General features: G+C 71.0%; 14 protein-coding genes and 1 pseudogene. 7 read left to right on the top strand and 8 right to left on the bottom strand.

The window, feature by feature from the left end:
* Window positions 1-42: 42 nt before the first annotated feature.
* On the top strand, window positions 43-4,173 hold the full coding sequence (locus ACFY1L_RS35185; RefSeq protein WP_388833304.1) for a PAS domain-containing protein: 4,131 nt from the start codon (window positions 43-45) through the stop codon (window positions 4,171-4,173).
* 13 nt (window positions 4,174-4,186) lie between these two features.
* On the opposite strand, the gene ACFY1L_RS35180 is transcribed toward ACFY1L_RS35185, so the two are convergent.
* Entirely contained in the window at window positions 4,187-4,768 is a 582-nt protein-coding gene (locus ACFY1L_RS35180) for a TetR family transcriptional regulator (protein ID WP_388833301.1), read from the bottom strand.
* A 126-nt stretch (window positions 4,769-4,894) separates the two neighbouring features.
* Between ACFY1L_RS35180 and ACFY1L_RS35175 the strand changes: the two genes are divergently transcribed.
* Window positions 4,895-6,094 (top strand): MFS transporter, encoded by a 1,200-nt coding sequence (locus ACFY1L_RS35175; protein WP_388833299.1) that lies wholly within the window; start codon window positions 4,895-4,897, stop codon window positions 6,092-6,094.
* A 76-nt stretch (window positions 6,095-6,170) separates the two neighbouring features.
* On the opposite strand, the gene ACFY1L_RS35170 is transcribed toward ACFY1L_RS35175, so the two are convergent.
* The 6 genes from ACFY1L_RS35170 to ACFY1L_RS35145 all read right to left on the bottom strand — a co-directional run bounded on the left by ACFY1L_RS35170 (window position 6,171) and on the right by ACFY1L_RS35145 (window position 11,803).
* Window positions 6,171-7,847: a long-chain fatty acid--CoA ligase gene (locus tag ACFY1L_RS35170; RefSeq protein WP_388833296.1), complete on the bottom strand. Its 1,677-nt coding sequence runs from the start codon at window positions 7,845-7,847 to the stop codon at window positions 6,171-6,173.
* 124 nt (window positions 7,848-7,971) lie between these two features.
* Window positions 7,972-8,532, bottom strand: coding sequence for a SigE family RNA polymerase sigma factor (locus tag ACFY1L_RS35165; protein WP_388833293.1), 561 nt, complete (start codon window positions 8,530-8,532; stop codon window positions 7,972-7,974).
* A 159-nt stretch (window positions 8,533-8,691) separates the two neighbouring features.
* Window positions 8,692-9,858, bottom strand: a complete 1,167-nt coding sequence (locus ACFY1L_RS35160) for a lipid-transfer protein (RefSeq protein WP_388833290.1) — start codon at window positions 9,856-9,858, stop codon at window positions 8,692-8,694.
* Entirely contained in the window at window positions 9,855-10,259 is a 405-nt protein-coding gene (locus ACFY1L_RS35155) for a MaoC family dehydratase (protein WP_388833288.1), read from the bottom strand. Before ACFY1L_RS35155 ends, ACFY1L_RS35160 begins: the two co-directional genes overlap by 4 nt.
* Window positions 10,256-11,203, bottom strand: coding sequence for a bifunctional MaoC family dehydratase N-terminal/OB-fold nucleic acid binding domain-containing protein (locus ACFY1L_RS35150; RefSeq protein WP_388833285.1), 948 nt, complete (start codon window positions 11,201-11,203; stop codon window positions 10,256-10,258). Before ACFY1L_RS35150 ends, ACFY1L_RS35155 begins: the two co-directional genes overlap by 4 nt.
* Before the next feature lie 288 nt (window positions 11,204-11,491).
* Window positions 11,492-11,803, bottom strand: coding sequence for a hypothetical protein (locus ACFY1L_RS35145; RefSeq protein WP_388833282.1), 312 nt, complete (start codon window positions 11,801-11,803; stop codon window positions 11,492-11,494).
* A 379-nt stretch (window positions 11,804-12,182) separates the two neighbouring features.
* Between ACFY1L_RS35145 and ACFY1L_RS35140 the strand changes: the two genes are divergently transcribed.
* The 4 genes from ACFY1L_RS35140 to ACFY1L_RS35125 all read left to right on the top strand — a co-directional run bounded on the left by ACFY1L_RS35140 (window position 12,183) and on the right by ACFY1L_RS35125 (window position 14,694).
* Window positions 12,183-13,049 (top strand): bifunctional DNA primase/polymerase, encoded by an 867-nt coding sequence (locus ACFY1L_RS35140; protein ID WP_388833279.1) that lies wholly within the window; start codon window positions 12,183-12,185, stop codon window positions 13,047-13,049.
* Window positions 13,050-13,085: 36 nt separating this feature from the next.
* Window positions 13,086-13,544, top strand: coding sequence for a hypothetical protein (locus ACFY1L_RS35135; protein ID WP_388833277.1), 459 nt, complete (start codon window positions 13,086-13,088; stop codon window positions 13,542-13,544).
* Between the two features lie 215 nt (window positions 13,545-13,759).
* Complete coding sequence (locus ACFY1L_RS35130; protein WP_388833274.1) at window positions 13,760-14,326, top strand: DUF6232 family protein; 567 nt, start codon at window positions 13,760-13,762, stop codon at window positions 14,324-14,326.
* 23 nt (window positions 14,327-14,349) lie between these two features.
* Window positions 14,350-14,694, top strand: a complete 345-nt coding sequence (locus tag ACFY1L_RS35125; RefSeq protein WP_388833667.1) for a hypothetical protein — start codon at window positions 14,350-14,352, stop codon at window positions 14,692-14,694.
* 68 nt (window positions 14,695-14,762) lie between these two features.
* On the opposite strand, the pseudogene ACFY1L_RS35120 reads toward ACFY1L_RS35125, so the two are convergent.
* Window positions 14,763-14,917: pseudogene (locus ACFY1L_RS35120) on the bottom strand (site-specific integrase); the annotation flags it as partial.
* Window positions 14,918-15,244: 327 nt separating this feature from the next.
* Here ACFY1L_RS35120 and ACFY1L_RS35115 point away from each other — a divergent pair.
* Window positions 15,245-16,216, top strand: coding sequence for an alpha/beta hydrolase (locus ACFY1L_RS35115; protein ID WP_388833271.1), 972 nt, complete (start codon window positions 15,245-15,247; stop codon window positions 16,214-16,216).
* Window positions 16,217-16,282: the final 66 nt, after the last annotated feature.

Raw genomic sequence — 16,282 nt, 5'->3', positions numbered from 1 at the left:
CCGAGCGGTCGGCAAGGTGCGGTAACAGGGAGGAAGCGTCTCGTGAGCAGCAGGCCATCCCGAGGCGCTGCTCGCCTCGCAGCCATACTCGACGCGCTTCCCGATGCGTTGGTGCTGGTCAACGCCAATGGGACCGTCGTCAACGCGAACACGATCGCGCTCGAGGCCTTTGAAGCGCCCGGGACCGCTCTCGTCGGGCGGGGACTCCTCGACCTGCTGCCGCAGTTCGACTCCAAGCTCATCCCGGGGTCCATGCGGCGGCCCGACCACATGGACCCCGCCGGGCGGACCAAGCCGACGCGGATGATCGCCCGCCGCACCGACGGCGCCGAGTTCCCCGTCGAGGTCACCAGCGCCAACCTCGAGAACGGCCAGCAGGCCTACGACGGTTACGGCTACAGCGGCGACGAGCTGCTGATGCTCGTCGTGCGCGACCTGACCGGGACCGTGGACACCGAGGCCGAACTGGCGCGCTCGCAGCGGCAGACCGAGATGATCCTGCGGGCCGCGTCCGAGGGCGTGGTCGGGACCGACACCGACGGGCGGATCGTGCTCGTCAATCCGGCCGCCGCCCAGATCCTGGGCTACCGGGCCAGTGACCTCGGTGGCAAGGAGCTGCACACCCTCATCCTGCACTCGCGGGCCGACGGGTCCCCGTTCCCGTACGCGGAGTCGCCGCTCGCCGACACCCTGCGCTCCGGGCGCAAGCACCGGGTGCGCGGACAGGTCGTCTTCGCCAAGAACGGCGACAAGGTCTCCGTCGACCTGACCACCGCACCGGTGCGCGACGGCGACCAGCTCGTCGGCGCCGTGATGACCTTCGCCGACCGGCGGCCGTATGACGCGCTCGCCGAGGAGAAGGCCGCGCAGGAGAAGCGGCACGCCGAGGAACTGGAGCGGATCGACGAGGACCACTCCTCCGAGCTGACCGCCCTGCGCCAGAAGCACGTCACCGAGATCGAGACGCTGCAAGAGCAGCACGCGGAGGAACTCGGCGCCGGTGAGGAGCGGTACGCCGCGCTCGGCGAGCGCGAGAAGGACCGCTACGAGGCGCTCGCCGCGCGGCACGACCAGCTGCTGACGCTGCTGGGACGGTCCTTGCGCGGACCCCTCGACGAGCTGCGGCGCGAGCTGGCCGCGCTCGCCGCCGACGACGCCGGGCAGTTGTGGCCCGAGGCCAACCAGGTGCTGCACCACCTGTCGGCCGGCTACTCCCGGATCACCACCCTGATCGACAACGTCCTCGGCTATCAGCTGCTCGACGCCGGGTCCGAGCAGATCCACCGTACGAAGGTCATGCTCGACGCGGTCGTCGCCGCCGGTGTCGACGGGGCCGTAGAGCTGATCGGGCCCGGGCGGGTGCAGTTCGCCGTGCACGCGCCGCCCATCGAGGCCGAGGTCGACCCGCAGCGCCTCGCGAGCGCGCTCGCCCACCTGGTCGCGGACGTCGCCGGCGTCGACGCGACCGGCAACGCGCCCGTGTCGGCGGGCGGTTACATGGACAACACGGTCGTGGTCGCGGCTGCGCAGCGCGGCGAGGTCGTACGGATCGAGGTGCGCGGGCCGTACGCCGGGGGAGACCCGGTGCACGAACCGATCGTGCGCGGGATCGTGCGCGCCCACGGCGGCGTGCTGCAGACGCACGAAGTGCCGGGGATGAGCGGCAGCGCGTATGTGCTGGAGGTGCCCATCGGGGGCGGGGCCGGGGCTGTTCCGGTCGAGGCCCCGGTTGCCGAGGAAGTCGGCTCCTCCGAGACGACCTCGGGGGGCGGGCGGCGGCGCGGCCGGCGGTCGTCCGTCGACGCGTTCCTGGAGAGCGAGAACCCGGGGGAGCCCGGCGAGGCGGCCGAGGCCGGTGACGCGGAGGGCGGTGCGCCCACCGGGCGGCGCAGGAGGCGTGCGGTCGAGGAGTCGGCGGCCGCTGCGGCCGCGGGGGCCCTGGAGGTCTCCGGCGGTACCGGGCGGCGGCGCGGGCGGTCGGCCGAGGGCGCCGGTGACGGGGTCGCCGAGGGCGCCGTCGTCATGGCCGGCGAGCATGCGGCGGGGACCGCGGCCGTCGGTACGGGACTGGGCGGGACGGTGCCCCCGCAGGGCGTGCCCGCGCCCGGCGGACGGCGTGCCCGGCACGGCGGCGAACAGCACGCGCTGCCGGCGGCGCTGCCCGCGGGTTCCGCTGCCGCCGAGCAGCCGGTACCGGCGAATCAGCCCGTCCCGGTCAACCAGCCCGTTCCCGCCGACAACTCCGAGCCCACCGGGCGACGGCGCCGTGCCCTGGCCGCCGCGAACGACCGCGCGGCGGCGCAGGAGGCGGCGCCCCGCTCGGTGTTCGCGCTGCCCCCGGCGGAGGCGGACCGGGTACCCGACGGGGCGCAGCAGCAGGTTCCCGTGCCTGCGCAGGGGCAGGCGCCGGTGCCGGTGCAGCCCCAGATTCCGGGGCAGTCGCCGGTCCCCGCTCTGCCACAGGTTCCGGGTCAGCCTCAGGTCGCCGGACAGCCGCAGGTCCCCGGTCAGCCGCAGGTCCCCGGACAGACCGGCCAGGACTCCTCCGGTGACGCCCTGATCGACGACGGTCGGCACGATGCCGTTCCGCTCGACCAGTCCGGCGACCACACCCCGCCCCAGCCGCACCCCACGAGCGCGCCGACGGGCCGCCGTCGCCGTGCCGTGGCACAGCCTGCGGTGCAGGAGGGCGCCGGGCAGACCGCCGAACAGGGGGTGCAGGTCCAGCAGGCGGTGTCCGTTCCCGCGCAGGCCGCCCCGGGCCAGGCGGCCAACGGCCAGGTCGCGGTGCCCGCGCAGGCCGGCGCCGCTCAGCCGCTTCCGGCGCCGGGTGTTCCCGCGCAGGACACCGCCGCCGACCAGCCGCTTCCGGCGGAGGCTGCTTCCGGTCAGCCCGCTCCCGCCCCGGCGCAGCCCGCCGCGGCGCCCGGCGCTCCGCTCCCGCCGGAGACCCCGGCCGCCCCCGCGGCACAGGTTCCGGCGCAGGCACGCCCCGCCGCCCAGCCGCTGCCCGCCGAAGCCGCCGCCGCACCGGCCGCCCCCGTCGACCCGAACTCCACCCAGGGCCGGGCGATCAGCGTGCGGACGCTGGGCCAGGGCGTGCCGTTCACGCGTCAGGCCGCGCAGGTGCAGCAGCCGACGGCGACGCCCGCGCCGCACAACCCGAGCGCTTCCGGCCGACGCCGCAAGCTGGGTACGCGGACCGACGCCACCGGCCCGGCTCCGGCCGCGGAGCAGGCGGCCCGTCCGCACCCGCAGGCCGAGCAGGCCCAGCCGCAGCCGTCGCTGGCCGGTCAGTCCCGGCTCGCGCCGATGACCGAGGGCAGCGGACGGTCGTACGCCATAGGCGCCCCGGACGAGAACGCCGCCGAGGGACCCGAGCCGCTGGACGGTCCCGGTGGTGCCGTGGAGATCGCGGACACCCCGCGCCCGGTGCCGATGGACGACGAGCTGCCGCCGGAGCCGCTGGACAACCCGCGGCGGCTGCTGGTGTGGCCCGCGCCGGACGTGACGACCCAGCAGGCGCTGAGCGACCGCGGCTACCGGCCCGTCATCGTGCACTCGCGCGAGGAGGTCGACGCGCAGATCGCCGCCTTCCCGGCCGCGCTGTTCGTGGACCCGCTGACCGGGCCCATCACCCGCACCGCGCTGCAGTCGCTCAGGCAGGCCGCGGTGGCCGCCGAGGTGCCGGTCATGGTCACGGCCGGTCTCGGACAGGCGACGCGCGAGGCCGCCTACGGCGCCGACCCCGCCGTACTCCTGAAGGCGCTGGCGCCACGTGACAGCGAGCAGCACCCGCCGCGTGTCCTGCTGATCGAGGAGCACGCGGAGATCGCGCTGGCGCTGACCGCGACGCTGGAGCGGCGCGGGATGCAGGTGGCGCGGGCCGCGAGCGACGCCGACGCGGTGATGCTGGCCGGGCAACTGCGGCCCAACCTGGTGGTGATGGACCTGATGCAGGTGCACCGCCGCCAGGCCGGGATCATCGACTGGCTGCGCGCGAACGGCCAGCTCAACCGCACCCCGCTCGTCGTCTACACCGCCGCCGTCGACCAGGCCGACCTGCCGCGGCTGGCCTCCGGCGAGACCGTGCTGTTCCTGGCCGAACGGTCCACGAGCGGCGAGGTGCAGAGCCGGATCGTGGACCTGCTGTCGCGGATCGGGACCAACTAGCCCTTCCTGCGTCTCACTTGGCGACGAGCCTGCGCGCAGCCTCCTTGATGGAGTCGCGCAGGCGGTCCGTGTCGGTGTCGTCGGCGCCCACCAGGACCCGGCGCATCTGCGGAACGACGGTTGACCAGTTGGCGAGGGCGACCAGCAGGAAGAGCAGATCGCGGGCGGGGAACGCGTCGGTGATGACGCCCCGGTCCTGGCCGTCCTGGACGGCTGCGACCTTGCGGCGGTAGTGCTCCTGGCGCTCTTCCTCGTCCGGCAGTTCGGTGAAGCCGTACTCCATGCCCTCCCAGAAGAGGAGGCGCAGCAGTTCGGGGTGGGCCGCGTGGTAGTCCATCAGGCGGTCGATCCAGCCCTCGATGTCGTCCGGGTCGACGGGGACGGCGACGGCGAGGTCGACCATGGACTTGCCGAGGACCTGGGTGAACAGCTCCGCCTTGTTGCCGAAGTAGGCGTAGATCAGCTGCTTGTTGGCCTTGGCCGCGGCCGCGATGCGGTCGATGCGGGCCCCGGCGATGCCATGACGGGCGAACTCGGCGACCGCCGCCTCGAAGATCCGGGCCCTGGTGGCCTCGGGGTCCCTCACTGCTGCCATGAGGGCAGGGTACCGCGCTTGTAACCAACCGTTTGGTTGACAGGGAATCGACGGGCGGCGCAGACTGTTCAACCTTCCAACCAACCAGTTAGTTGCTAGAGCCGGCTCGAAGGAGTCCTGCTGCTCATGTCCTCGACAACCGCCACCCGAGAGGCCACCACCTCGGTCCGCGGGACGGGAGGCGCGGCCCACCGTCTCCTCCTCCCCCTGATCGCCCTGTGCACGGCCGTCACGGCCGCCAACATCTACCTCGCGGCCCCGCTGCTCCCCCTGATCGCCCGCGACTTCGGCTCCACCCCGTCGGCGGTGGCCTGGATCGCCTCGGTCGCGCAGTTCGGCTACGCGGCCGGTCTGCTCTTCTTCGCCCCGCTCGGCGACAGCGTCAGCCGGCGCCGCCTGGTCGCCGTGCTGTCGGTCGTCACGACCGTGGCCCTGATCGCGGGTGCCGCGGCCGCCGGGACCACGGCTCTCGCGGCCGCCGTCCTGATCGCCTCCGCGGCCACCGTCGTCCCCCAGCTGCTCGTCCCGCTGGTCGCCGAACGCGCCCCCGCCGACCGCCGCGCCCGCCATGTCGCCGCCGTCATCGCGGGCCTGTTCACCGGCATCGTGGCGGCCCGGGTGCTCGGCGGCCTGGTCGGCCAGGCCTTCGGCTGGCGGGTGGTCTTCGTGGGCGCGGCCGCGTTGACGGCCGTGCTGGGCCTGGCGACCGCGTCCGTGCTGCCGGCGGAGACCCGCCGCCGGCAGGGGTCGCTGTTCGCCGGCCTCGCGGCCATGCCGTCGGTGGTCCGCCGGTCGCCCGACCTGTGGCGGGCGTGTGTGCGCCAGGCGGGAATGTACGGCGCCTGGAGCGCGCTGTGGACCTCGCTCGCCCTGCTGCTGACGGCCGGGGGCTACGGCTTCTCCACCGCCACGGCCGGTCTGTTCGGCCTCTTCGGCCTCGCGGCGAGCGTGGTGGCACCGCTGGCCGGCGGCCTGGTCGACCGCTTCGGCGCCGCCAAGGTCGTACGGTCCGCGTATCTGCTCGCCGCCGTGTCCGTCCCGCTGTTCTGGCTGGGCGGCCGGGTGCTGGTGGCCCTGTTCGTGGCGGCGATCGCCGTCCACGCGGCCCTCGTCGCCTCCCACGTCGCCAACCAGACCCTCGCCCTGACCACCACCTCGACCCCGGCCACCGCCAACAGCGCCTACGTCGTCGCGGGCTTCGCCGGCGGCGCCTCCGCCTCGGCCCTCGCGGGCCTCGCGTTCAGCCACTGGGGCTGGGGCGGGGTGTGCGCGGTGGCGGGGGTGTGGCTGGTACTGGGATGGACCACGACGTCCGTACGGCGGTGAGAGGTCGGTCGTACGGCGGTGGGGGATTCGGTCGTACGGCGGTGAGGCCGCCGTACGACCATGCCGTGGGCGTTCCTCAGAGCTTGGTGACGTCCAGCTCGCCCTCCGCGTACTGCCTGCGCAGCACCTTCTTGTCGAACTTGCCGACGCTCGTCTTCGGCACCGCCTCGATGATCGTCCAGCGCTCCGGGAGCTGCCACCTGGCAATGTGGCCCTCGTCGGCGAGGAAGGCGCGCAGGCTCTCGAAGTCGGCGGTGGAGCCCTCCTTCAACACGACCGTGGCCAGCGGGCGTTCGCCCCACTTCTCGTCGGGGACGGCGACCACGGCCGCTTCGGCGACGTCGGGGTGCGACATCAGCGCGTTCTCCAGGTCCACCGACGAGATCCATTCGCCGCCGGACTTGATGACGTCCTTGGCGCGGTCGGTGAGGGTGAGGAAGCCCTCGGGGGAGATGGTCCCGACGTCGCCCGTCTTCAGCCAGCCGTCCTCGCTGAACTTGTCGGCCGGGCGCAGGGGTTCGGCTTCGGGGCCGTTGTAGTACGCGCCCGCGATCCAGTTGCCCCGCACCTCCAGCTCACCGGCCGACGCGCCGTCCCAGGGGAGGCGCTCGCCGCCGGGGCCGCTGAGGCGGGCCTCGACGCCGGCCGGGAAACGGCCCTGGGTCAACCGGTACGCGAACTCCTGCTCCGTGCCGACCGCATGGGCCGGCGGGCGGGCGATCGTGCCCAGCGGGGAGGTCTCCGTCATGCCCCAGGCGTGGCAGACCCGCATGCCGAGCTTGTCGAAGGCCTCCATGAGCGAGGGCGGGCAGGCCGAGCCGCCGATGGTGACCTGGGTGAGGGCGGAGACGTCACGGGGCTTGACGTTGAGCTCGGCGAGCAGGCCCTGCCAGATGGTCGGGACGGCCGCCGCGTGGGTGGGCCGCTCGCTCTCGATCATCTCGGCGAGCGGGGCCGGCTGCAGGAAGCGGTCCGGCATCAGCAGATTGACGCCGGTCATGAACGTGGCGTGCGGCAGGCCCCAGGCGTTGACGTGGAACTGCGGGACCACGACCAGCGAGGTGTCCTGGTCGGTCAGGCCCATCGACTGGGCCATGTTGACCTGCATGGAGTGCAGATAGATCGAACGGTGGCTGTACACCACGCCCTTGGGGTCGCCGGTGGTGCCGGAGGTGTAACACATGGCGGCGGCCTGGCGTTCGTCCAGCTCGGGCCAGTCGTACGTGGTCGGCCTGCCGGCGATCAGCTCCTCGTACTCGTGCACCTGCGGCGAGGCGTCCGCGAGCAGGGTGCGGTCGCCCGGTCCGAACACCACCACGTGCTCCACCGGCTTCAGGTGCGGCAGCAGTGGGGCCAGCAACGGCAGCAGCGAACCGTTGACGATCACGACCTTGTCGGCCGCGTGGTTGACGATCCAGGCCAGCTGCTCGGCCGGGAGCCGGAGGTTCAGGGTGTGCAGCACCGCGCCCATGGAGGGGATCGCGAAGTACGCCTCGACATGCTCGGCGTTGTTCCAGGCGAGAGTTGCCACACGGTCGCCGTCCGCAACACCGAGTTCCTCGCGCAGGGCGTGCGCCAGCTGGGCCGCGCGGGCGCCGATCTCGGCGAAGGAGCGGCGGTGCGGCTCGCCCTCGCCGGTCCAGGTGGTGATCTGCGATGTTCCGTGGACCGTCGACCCGTGGGCCAGGATCCTCGAGATCAGCAGCGGTACGTCCTGCATCGTGCTCAGCACGGCGTCCTCCCGGGGCGACATTGCCTACGCGGTAGTAAGGGCTGCGCCGATTCTGCGCACATACCGCGCGGTATGTCACTAGGTGCCGTTGATCGATCAGGTCACGTTGGCCCACATGGACGCCCGACGGACCGCCCACTACGGCTCACTGTCGAACAAGCCCCAGCTCAGGGTCCTCCCGCAGCTTGCCCAGCGCTCGCGACACCGCCGACTTCACCGTCCCGACCGACACTCCCAGCACCTCGGCCGTCTGGACCTCGCTGAGGTCCTCGTAGTACCTGAGGACGACCATGGCCCGCTGCCGGGCGGGCAGCTTCTGGATCGCCCGCCACATCGCGTCGTGCAGCGCCTGCTGCTCGGCCGGGTCGTCCCTGCCCGGCACGGGCTCCGGCTCGGGCAGCTCCTCGCACACGAACTCGTCGACCTTGCGCTTGCGCCACTGCGACGTGCGCGTGTTCAGCAGCGCCCGGCGCACATAGCCGTCGAGTGCACGGTGGTCCTCGATGCGCTCCCAGGCGACATAGGTCTTGGTCAGCGCGGTCTGCAGCAGGTCCTCCGCGTCGCTCGGGTTCGCGGTCAGCGACCGGGCGGTACGGAGCAGCACCGGCTGGCGGGCCCTCACGTACGACGCGAACGACGGGTAGGCAAGGGTCTGCGTCGCCGGGTCGGCGGCGGTCGAAGCGCTGGTGCAGACGGTCGTGGTCATGGCTCCACGCTATGAGCGGACCCACCTCCGGCGGATCGGCCGCAGGTCCCGAAGCAGACTCCGCCTCAGGTTGTAGGGGTGGAGCCAGCTGCACCTCCTGAAGGTGGACGAGCGGGTCGGGGGTACTGCGGGATGACCCCTGGGGGCCGCCCGGGAAGCTCAGCCGTCCGCGGCCAGGACCAGGCCCGATGTGGGGACACCGGTGCCCGCGGTGACCAGGACCCTGCCCGCTTCCGGTATCTGGTTCACGGCCGTCCCGCGCAGCTGACGCACTCCCTCCGCTATCCCGTTCATCCCGTGGAGGTACGCCTCCCCGAGCTGCCCTCCGTGCGTGTTGATCGGCAGCGTCTCCCCGGCCACGAACTCCGCAGCCTCCCCCTTCCCGCAGAACCCGAACTCCTCCAGCTGCATCAGCACGAACGGCGTGAAGTGGTCGTACAGGATCGCCACGTCCACATCGGCCGGCGTCAGCCCCGAGGTGCGCCACAGTTGGCGTGCCACCACCCCCATCTCCGGCAGGCCGGTCAGGTCGTCGCGGTAGAAGCTCGTCATCTGCTCCTGTCCGCGGCCCGCTCCCTGGGCGGCGGCCGCTATGACGGCGGGCGGACGTGGCAGGTCACGGGCCCGCTCCACCGAGGTGACGACGATCGCCTGGCCGCCGTCCGTCTCCTGGCAGCAGTCCAGGAGTCTGAGCGGCTCCACTATCCAGCGCGAGGCCGCGTGGTCGGCGAGGGTGATCGGTCTCCCGTGGAAATACGCCGCGGGGTTCGTCGCCGCGTACTTCCGGTCGACCACGGCGACATGCCCGAACGCCTCCGGGGTCAGCCCGTACGTGTGCAGATATCGCTGGGCCGCCATCGCCACCCATGAGGCCGGGGTGAGCAGCCCGAACGGCAGGGACCAGCCGAGCGCCGCGCCCTCCGCGGACGGCTCCCGGTGCTGCACCCCGGAGCCGAATCTCCGCCCCGACCGCTCGTTGAAGGCCCGGTAGCAGACGACGACCTCCGCGATGCCCGTCGCCACCGCGAGCGCCGCCTGCTGGACCGTCGCACAGGCCGCCCCGCCGCCGTAGTGGATCCGGGAGAAGAAGGACAGCTCGCCGATCCCGCAGGCCTGGGCCACGGTGATCTCCGGGCTGGTGTCCATCGTGAACGTGACCAGCCCGTCCACGTCGCCGGGTGTCAGTCCCGCGTCCTCCAGCGCGGCCCGCACCGCCTCCACGGCCAGCCGCAGCTCGCTGCGCCCCGAGTCCTTGGAGAACTCCGTGGCCCCGATACCGACGACCGCCGCCCGGCCGCCGAGGGTGTCCCGGGTGCGGACGCTCATGACGCGCCCCCCGGTCCTTCGGCCGGGACAGTCACCGTCACCGTGCCCGTGACGTGGTTGCCGATCCCGTTCGCCCCGACCACGCGCACCGTCGCCGTACCGCCGTCGACCTCCTCGATCCGTCCCGTCAACACCATCGTGTCCCCGGGGTAGTTGGGCGCCCCCAGCCGTATGGCCACCTTGCGGAGCACGGCCGTCGGGCCGAAGTGGTCGGTGATGTAGCGGCCGATCAGGCCGTTCGTCGTGAGGATGTTCATGAAGATGTCCGGGGAACCCTTCTGCCGAGCCAGCTCGGCGTCGTGGTGCACGTCCTGGTAGTCGCGGGAGGCGATGGCCCCGGCGACGATCAGGGTGCGGGTGATCGGGATCTCCAGAGGCGGGAGGGCATCACCGGGCTTCATGCCGCGTCCTCCAGGGTGCGGAAGACGGGGAGCACCAACTCCTCGTCGTACGACTGGAATTCGAGCCGGACCGGCATGCCGATGCGCACCTTGTCGTACGGCGTCCCCACCACATTGCTGATCATCCGCACCCCTTCCGCCAGTTCGATCAGCGCGACCGCGTAGGGAGCCGCCGCGTCGGCGGCATGATCGGATGCTGTGAAGGCCGGGAAGGGCGGGTGGTGCATGACGACGTACGAATAAACCGTGCCCTCGCCGCTCGCCTCCACCGTGTCCCAGTCCGGGCAGCCGCAGGTGTTGCAGCCCGGGAGCCAGGGGAAGCGGAGTGTTCCGCAGTCGGTGCAGCGCTGGATGAGCAGGCGGTGCCGCTCGACGCCCTGCCAGAAGCCGGCGTTGTCGCGGTTGACGACGGGGCGGGGGCGGCGGGCCGTCGGCTTCGGTGCGCGGCGTGCAGGGGCGTACTTGAGGATGCGGAAGCGGTGTGTGCCCGCGAGGTCCGGGCCCACTCGGATGTCCGTCCGCGTCGTGACGAAGTAGCCCGTGCCCAGCTTCGTCGTCTTTCGCTCCGACACCGACTCGATCACCGTGTCGAACGTGACCTCGTCCCCGGGGCGCAGTGGCCGTACGTACTCCTGCTCGCAGTCGGTGGCGACGACGGATGTGCAGCCCGCCTCGTCGAGCAGGGCGAGCAGTTCGTCGTACGCGTCCGTGCGTCCCTCGTGGCCGGAGAGGCCGCCCATGATCCATGCCTGGAGCATGGCGGGGGGCGCTGTGGCGTCGGGCCCTGTATAGGCCGGACTGGTGTCTCCCATGACCTCGCACCAGTGCCGGATCATCGGCAGGTTGACGGGGTCCTTGCCCGTGCCGGCGACGGCGGCCGCCCGTCCCTCGTAGGCCTTCAGCCGCGTCCCCAACTCCTCGCTCGCCCCCGGCTCTTCGCTCACCGCCGCCCCCTCGCCATCTCCTGCCGCATCGCACTGACACTTCTGGTACACCGCTGCCGCCGAGCGGGTTCCCACGATCTCGGCGGGAGTTTCTGACTGTCCGTCAGATACGGTTCAGTGTCAAGGTCGTTGCCGTACGCCAACGCCAAGGTCGCCGCCATAGAAGGAACCTCGAGCCCGCGGCCGTACACGAAAACGCCTGCGCGGCGGTACCGAAGTACCGCCGCGCAGACGCCTTGCACCCCACGGAGCACGCCCCGGAACTCCCGGAGAGTCAGGGCCGTCGGCTCACCACAGCTCGGTGAAGTTGACGGCGACGTTCTTGTTCCCCTGGTTGATGGAGGTGAACGCGGAGCCGTTGACCTGGGCGGTGTTGCTCTGGTTCGAGGCGCCGGAGCCGACCGCGCTCTGCTGCGTGGTGGACGAGTTGCCGTTGTTGTCGTGCCCGACACCGCTGCCGACGATGCTCGCGACACCCGCGTTCGATCCGTCGCCGGCGAAGGCGCCGTTGTCCGCCGTCGCGACGCCGGTGAACAGGGCGGCTGCCAGCGGGAGGGCGGAGACGGCGGCGATGACGCGGGCGGTACGGATGCTTGCCATGTTGTTCCTCCAGAACACCAAGTACGCACCGGCTGCTGGCCGGAAGCGCTTGCAGTACATGAACTACGGCTGTTTCCAAGGCAGTTGGCCGACCACCTCGGTGCTGTGCACGACGTCGCGAGATCAGAGTTGCCCACCGAATCCCCGGCGAACCACCCCGGACGAGGCGATTCGCCCTCAAGTGCTACGACAAGTCGATAAACCCCTATCTCCACTTCTAACTCCCAGACAGCAACAGATCAGGCCAGTACGGACGTCTCCCTCGCAAGCGCCACAAGAGCCGAAGCGTTCCGGCACGTTTCCGGCCAATCCCCCGCGGCCCGGCGCGTCGCCGCCGATTCCCCTTCCCTTTTTCGAACATGCGTACGAACATGGAGTCATGGCCACCACAGACCGGCAGGCCACGACGCTGGCCCTCGCACACGCCCTGTCAGCCGCCGAGCGCGGACTGGCCGTCATCCCCCTGTCCCGGACGAAGCTGCCGGCCTTGCGCTCCCCGCATCGCGACGACCCCGACCCCAAGCCCTGCCACGGCGAGTGCGGCCGCCTCGGCCACGGGGTGTACGACGCCTCGACCGACCCGGCGCGCATCCGCGAACTGTTCACGGCGGCCCCCTGGGCGACCGGCTACGGCATCGCGTGCGGCCTTCCGCCCCACCATCTGATCGGCATCGACCTCGACACGAAGTCGGGCACGGACTCCTCCGCCGCCCTGCGCGAACTGGCCCTGCGCCATCTGTTCACGATCCCCGACACGGTGGTCGTCCTCACCCCCAGCGGCGGCCGCCACCTCTGGCTGAGCGGCCCGCCCGACGTCGTCGTCCCCAACTCGGCCGGCCGCCTCGCCCCCGGCATCGACATCCGCGGCGCCGGCGGCTACCTCGTCGGCCCCGGCTCGCGCACCGACCACGGCGTCTACGGCACGGCGCCGGGCACGGCCCACCTCGCCCCCGCGGCCTGCCCGCCCGCCCTGCTGCGTCTGCTGCTGCCGCCGCCCCGCGCCCAGCAGCCCACACCGCAGGCGAGCGGCGATCACGGCCAGGGCCTGGTCCAGTTCGTCCTCGCCGCGCACGAGGGGCAGCGCAACACCCGCCTGTTCTGGGCGGCCTGCCGGGCCTACGAGGACGGCATCGGCCCGGCCCTGGTCGATCCCCTGGTCGAGGCGGCTCTCAACACGGGCCTGACCGAACGCGAGGCGCGGGCGACGATCGCGTCGGCGGCACGGATGACGGGGCACCGGCCGTGAGACCGGGGCACCCGCAGCACTGAACAGAGGAACTGCATGCACCACCGCTCCAGAGCGCGGACCATGTCGCTGTCCCGCGTGGTCCTCGCCTCCGGCCGCTGCGTCGACCTCGCCGACCTGCGCCTCGCGTCGACGTACGGGGGAATGCCGGAGGGCTACCCCTGCAAGCCGGTCAACGACATGGTGATCAAGGGCCTGATCCGGGCCGCCGAACGCACCTGCCCCGCCACCCCGGTCCACCTCGTCCCGCCCCCGCGCGAGTACCCGCACCAGTACGCCGGCGCCCTCGGCCCGGTCGAGGTCCTGCCGTCCGTCGCGTGCGTCGGCACGTTCCGCTCCACGGCACTGGATCCGGCCCACGACCCGCTGCTGTACCGCTCGGCCCTCACAGTGATCTGGTTCCAGCCGACGACCCGGATCCCGTCCGAGTGCGATGCGGAGGCTTCGTTGCGGGAACTGGACTGGGACGGTCTGGCGCGGGATTGCGAACTCTAGTCTGTATTTCGCGTCGGTGCGCCACCCCTTCCGACTCTGCTGACTCTCCCTCACCGACCTTCCGGAAAAGGCTTGTTGGGCCAATATCAACGGAGGACACTGCTCGGCATCGAATTCCGGAGCCGAGTGCGCTCCGCGCGACGGGGGATCTCATGTCGAACAGTTCATCCAGATCAGCCCTGCCCTGCGCCGCTCCCGCCCGAGGGTGAAGTCGTATGGCGAAGAGGCGCGTCGGCGAAATCGTCATCAGTCGAAGAGTTGTTCAAATCGGGCACGAGGTGTACCCGCTGGCGAATATCTCCCGGGTCCAGTTGCTGGAGGTCCGCTGGGGCGGCAGGCTCGCCACCTTCCACCCCCTGCGTCGGATGCTCTCCGTGGCCGTCGTGGCAGGTGTGGTCGTCGCGGCGGCCGTACTGGTGCCGCCCGAGCTCCCGGCGGGCACCGATCCCGACATCGAGCAGTTGGCACACCAGTTCGCCGTCATTGTCACCGGGCTGGCCGGAGCGGCAATGGCCTTCCATCTGGCGGTCTTCCTTTACCGGCTCCTGTTCAGAAAGCGCCGCTATGCCCTCGTCATCGAGACGGCGGGAACCCAGTACACCGCTCTCACAGGCACCGATTTCGCCGAGATCCAGCGCATCAAGAGCATCATCGTCGACGCCATCGAGAATCCGCCCTTCCAGGCAATGCACGTACAGGTGCGGGGCGATGTCGTGATGGGCGACAAGGTGGGCCGGGATCAGTACAAGCAGAGCGGATCCGGAAATCGCATGTTCACCTGACGAGCCTCGAAAGGCCTTGGAAAATGTCTGACTTCGTGTACGGAGACAAAGTCGGCCGGGATCAGTACAAGCAGGTCGGCGATCGCAACGTCCAGTCGGTCAGGCACTCGGAAGGTGTCTCCCGGGCCGAGCTGGACGCCGCCGTAGCCGAACTGCGCTCCTTCGTGGCCGAGTTGACCCGGGCCGGTCTGGTCGCCCCGGACGGCAGCGTCACCGATCCCGGTGCGGTGGTCGCCGCGGTGAACTCGCATCCGGGCCGCTTCCAGGCGCTCGGCAGCGCCATCGCCGGCGGCGCCAAGGACGCGGTCCTGTCGATCGTGCAGGGCGGGGTGGCCGCGCTGGTCACGGCCCTCGTGGGGAATGTCTGAGACGGCGCGCGGCTCGGGCCTTCCCGATACAGGACAGCTGGGGTGCCGGAAGCGTTCCGGCACCCCAAGGCAAGGAGCGCAATCAACAGGTCATGTGGCTTTGCCGCGTTCTTCACGATGCGGGAGGCTTCGAGCGGCGTGAGAATGTTCGGCTGTCGACCGCCGCCCGCATGATCTGTGAGAGAACCCGGTACGCCTGCCTGATACGTGAAGCGCTCAGTCCCCAAAGCAGCTCCAGCCCAAAGTCGCTCCGTAATTTGGTTGGCAGTTCGGAAGAGTGGGGTGTGACTCTCGATCGTCGTACTCCGTGGCACCGCGCCGTCCGATCGACCGGCCGTTCTCGCAGCATTCGCCAACGTAGTGGCAGCGTTCAGGGGGCACCGGGTCGGTGGCGACTCCTATCCCGCGCAAGCTGCGAGTTTGCATGAGCCGGTCGCCAATGACGCACGCTCCCGCACCTTGCCAGAGTTGCACCGCTGCGCTGCTGAGAGACGATGGGAGACGGTTGGGCCTGGCCGTCACGACCGAATTCTGAGGCAGGAGGCGCACCATGGCTACTTCTTCGTTGCTCCCGACGCCAGTCCTGGAGCCTGAGGCCCAGGAACTGGCGGATTCCACGAAGCCGCACCCGCGCCTCTACGAAGTCCCGCCGGAGAACGGCCGAGAGATCCTTGATGATCTGCAGGCGGGCCAGGGGGTGGTCAAGCCCGCGGTGGACGAGGAGTGGGCGAGCGTCGACGCAGGCCAATACGGCCAGGTCCGAGCCCGAATCATCCGTCCCCAGGGGGTGACGAAAACCCTCCCGGTGGTTTTGTACATTCATGGTGCCGGATGGGTGTTCGGCGATGAGAATACCCACGACCGACTGGTCCGGGAACTGGCGACCGGAACGGATGCCGCGGTGGTCTTCCCGGTCTACGACCTGGCCCCTGAGGCGAAGTATCCCACTCAGATCGAGCAGAACTACGCGGTCGGTAAGTGGATCATCCAGAACGCCGAGGAGCGGAACCTTGATGCCTCCCGGATGGCGGTCTGCGGCGATTCGGTCGGCGGCAACATGTCCGCCGTCTTCGCGCTGATGGCCAAGGAACGCGGCGATGTTCGCCTGGCGGCCCAGGTGCTGCTGTACCCGGTCACCGATGCCGACTTCGACACCCCTTCGTACCAGCAGTTCGCCGACGGCTACTACCTCACTCGCGACGGGATGAAGTGGTTCTGGGACGCCTACACCACCGACCCCGAGCAGCGCGCCGAAATCTATGCTTCACCACTGCGCGCCGACATCGAGCAACTCCGCGGTCTTCCCCCCACCTTGGTCATCACCGATGAGGCCGATGTGCTGCGTGACGAAGGCGAGGCGTACGCATCCAAGCTGCGCGAGGCGGGAGTGGACGTCACGGCGGTACGAGTGCTGGGGATGGTCCATGATTTCCTCATGCTCGACAGCCTCCGCGACTCCAAAGCGACCGTTGTCGCACGCACGATGGCCATCGAAGCGCTGCGCCGAGCACTCCACCAGTAGCCCGCGCTAGGGCTTGGGCACTGGTGCCTTCTTCGTCTGCCCGATCGAGCGGGGAATCACGGGGGA

This window comes from Streptomyces sp. NPDC001663 (genome assembly GCF_042893105.1).
Lineage (GTDB): Bacteria > Actinomycetota > Actinomycetes > Streptomycetales > Streptomycetaceae > Streptomyces.
This window is presented reverse-complemented; position numbering and strand designations above follow the sequence as displayed.

Excerpts from the sequence above, each read along its gene's own strand:
- ACFY1L_RS35135 (WP_388833277.1), top strand. The coding sequence starts at position 13,086 with ATGCACCACCGCTCCAGAGCGCGGACCATGTCGCTGTCCCGCGTGGTC.
- ACFY1L_RS35175 (WP_388833299.1), top strand. The coding sequence starts at position 4,895 with ATGTCCTCGACAACCGCCACCCGAGAGGCCACCACCTCGGTCCGCGGG.
- ACFY1L_RS35140 (WP_388833279.1), top strand. The coding sequence starts at position 12,183 with ATGGCCACCACAGACCGGCAGGCCACGACGCTGGCCCTCGCACACGCC.
- ACFY1L_RS35115 (WP_388833271.1), top strand. The coding sequence starts at position 15,245 with ATGGCTACTTCTTCGTTGCTCCCGACGCCAGTCCTGGAGCCTGAGGCC.
- ACFY1L_RS35155 (WP_388833288.1), bottom strand. The coding sequence starts at position 10,259 with ATGAAGCCCGGTGATGCCCTCCCGCCTCTGGAGATCCCGATCACCCGC.
- ACFY1L_RS35125 (WP_388833667.1), top strand. The coding sequence starts at position 14,350 with ATGTCTGACTTCGTGTACGGAGACAAAGTCGGCCGGGATCAGTACAAG.
- ACFY1L_RS35160 (WP_388833290.1), bottom strand. The coding sequence starts at position 9,858 with ATGAGCGTCCGCACCCGGGACACCCTCGGCGGCCGGGCGGCGGTCGTC.
- ACFY1L_RS35180 (WP_388833301.1), bottom strand. The coding sequence starts at position 4,768 with ATGGCAGCAGTGAGGGACCCCGAGGCCACCAGGGCCCGGATCTTCGAG.
- ACFY1L_RS35130 (WP_388833274.1), top strand. The coding sequence starts at position 13,760 with ATGGCGAAGAGGCGCGTCGGCGAAATCGTCATCAGTCGAAGAGTTGTT.
- ACFY1L_RS35165 (WP_388833293.1), bottom strand. The coding sequence starts at position 8,532 with ATGACCACGACCGTCTGCACCAGCGCTTCGACCGCCGCCGACCCGGCG.
- ACFY1L_RS35170 (WP_388833296.1), bottom strand. The coding sequence starts at position 7,847 with ATGTCGCCCCGGGAGGACGCCGTGCTGAGCACGATGCAGGACGTACCG.
- ACFY1L_RS35145 (WP_388833282.1), bottom strand. The coding sequence starts at position 11,803 with ATGGCAAGCATCCGTACCGCCCGCGTCATCGCCGCCGTCTCCGCCCTC.